Origin of the sequence: Bradyrhizobium sp., from assembly GCF_016462955.1 — a bacterium.
GTDB lineage: Bacteria > Pseudomonadota > Alphaproteobacteria > Rhizobiales > Xanthobacteraceae > Bradyrhizobium.
Map to the genome: position 1 here is coordinate 1 of NZ_JAEMSD010000569.1, position 483 is coordinate 483.

Consider the following 483-nt stretch of genomic DNA (forward strand, 5'->3'; position numbering starts at 1 on the left):
CCGAGAAGGCCTCGCGCCCCTACGACAAGGACCGCGACGGCTTCGTGATGGGCGAGGGCGCCGGCGTCCTGGTGTTGGAAGAGCTGGAGCACGCCAGGCGCCGCGGCGCCAGGATCTATGCCGAGGTGATCGGCTACGGCCTCTCGGGCGACGCCTACCACATCACCTCGCCGGCCCCGGACGGCGACGGCGGCTTCCGCAGCATGTCGGCAGCGCTCAAGCGTGCCGGCCTGACGCCATCCGATCTCGACTACATCAACGCGCACGGCACCTCCACGCCGCTTGGCGACGAGATCGAGCTTGGCGCGGTCGAGCGTCTGCTCGGCAACGCCGCCTCCAAGGTCGCGATGTCCTCGACCAAGTCGTCGACCGGCCATCTCCTGGGGGCTGCCGGTGCGATCGAAGCTATCTTCGCGATTTTGGCGATTCGCGATAACGTCGTGCCGCCGACCATCAATCTCGACAATCCGTCGATCGAGACTG

1 protein-coding gene is annotated in these 483 nt (G+C 67.3%); it reads left to right on the forward strand.

Features of this window, described 5'->3' with window-relative positions; all coding sequences use genetic code 11:
• Positions 1 to 483 (forward strand): beta-ketoacyl synthase N-terminal-like domain-containing protein (locus JHD07_RS34560; RefSeq protein ID WP_291630321.1); only part of this gene is annotated, 483 nt, incomplete at both ends.